The 1,757-nt window shown below is 40.0% G+C and carries 1 protein-coding gene and 1 pseudogene; both read left to right on the plus strand.

Going from position 1 to position 1,757, the window contains the following annotated elements:
- Window positions 1–1,242: ABC transporter permease (locus RLO81_RS05000; protein WP_350108112.1), on the plus strand; the 1,242-nt coding region annotated here is incomplete at its 5' end.
- A 97-nt stretch (window positions 1,243–1,339) separates the two neighbouring features.
- Window positions 1,340–1,757: pseudogene (locus RLO81_RS05005) on the plus strand (hypothetical protein); the annotation flags it as partial.

Consider the following 1,757-nt stretch of genomic DNA (forward strand, 5'->3'; position numbering starts at 1 on the left):
GTTGTACTAGCTGTAGGCTTTTTGGCCGGTAGTTATCCTGCTTTCTTCCTTTCTTCATTCACACCGGTTAAAGTATTGAAAGGCAGTAAGTTAAATAGCCATAAGAAAGTAAACCTTAGAAGTGTTTTGGTAGTATTTCAGTTTTTTATTTCTATCTGTTTATTGATAGGCGTAGGCGTTATAAACGATCAGATTGAATATATGAAAACCAAAGATTTGGGTTTTGATAAAGATAACCTGGTTGTGGTACCTGCAAGCGGACCGATTATTACAGGTTTCGAGGCTATACGAACAAGGTTGATTGCACAACCGGGTATTTTAGATGCCACATTATCCAGTAGAATACCTTCTGGTAGGCTTCTGGATTCTCAGGGAGGTAGCGCAGAAGTGGATGGTGAGATGATTCAAATTGACTTTCGAATAGCTAATGTGATGATTGATCACGGTTATTTGGATGTGTTGGATGTTGAATTTATTGCCGGGAGAAATTTTGACAGAGAACTGGCAAATGATTCTACCGAAGCTTTTGTTTTAAATAAGGCGGCCATTGATGGGTTAGGGTATTCCGATGCTGAAGAGGCAATTGGTAAAAAATTCAATTATGGTGGAAGAAATGGTTATATCATAGGTGTAACGGAAGACTTTCATTTTGAGTCATTGCATCAATCTATTGCTCCCATTGTATTTGCCATCACTGACGGAAGATCACGAAGTGTTATCATAAAAGTGAAAGAAGGGTATGAAGATGATGCCATTGCCTACATACAGAACGAATGGACTCATTTACGTGAAGGCTTTCCTTTTGATTACTTTACTGTTGGCGACAATTTTAACTCACAATATGAGGCCGAAGAAGATTTAGGGGAGTTGGTTAACTATTTCTCTTATCTCGCCATTTTCGTAGCCATTCTGGGCTTATTTGGCCTGTCATCGTTTAGTGTGGAGCAGAACCTGAAAGAAATAGGTATTCGCAAGGTATTAGGCGCCTCTGTGAAGCAGGTGGTGTATATGTTTACCAAACGCTTCGCCTTGCTGGTGATTATTGGTATCGCCATTGCTATTCCTGTGAGTTATTACGGAATGAATCAATGGTTGGCTGAATTTCCTTATACTACTGATTTGGAGCCGGTTACTTTTATTGTAGGATCTGTAGTAGCACTTGTCTTTGCTTTGATTACGGTGAGTTTTGAAATTGTTAGAGGTGCAGTGAGTAACCCGGTAAATACACTTAGAAACGAGTAAGGCGACTGACACAAGTGGAATTTATCAGAAACAACTGAGGGGAATAAACATTTTTATCGAATAATTGTATTCTCAATAAAACACATTTTTATACCCTATGAAGAAACTATTGACCCTCAGTTGTTTATCACTATTAATATTCAGTTGCACTCAAAACCGTCATACAGATTCAGAATTACTTAGCTACACGAAGGCTGTTTCTCCAGGTCAAATAGAGCAGCATGTAGCGGCCTTATCGCATGATAGTTTGATGGGGCGCTATCCCGGAACACCGGAATACCAAAAAGCGATGGACTATGTGGCTAATGAGTTCAAGGCACTGGGAATCAAACCTTTAGGAGACAAGGAGGGAAGTACCTATTTTCAGCCACTGACACTCTTGAACGTACAAACCAATAAAGCGGAGAGCTACATGACTGCTAACGGAGATACGCTCAGTTATGACAAGGATTACTTTTTATATGCAGGTGCTTCGGAAGAGACCGCCACTTTTGAAGGTGAGCTCGTTTTTGCTG

It is taken from the genome of Fulvivirga sp. (assembly GCF_040220315.1).
GTDB lineage: Bacteria > Bacteroidota > Bacteroidia > Cytophagales > Cyclobacteriaceae > Fulvivirga.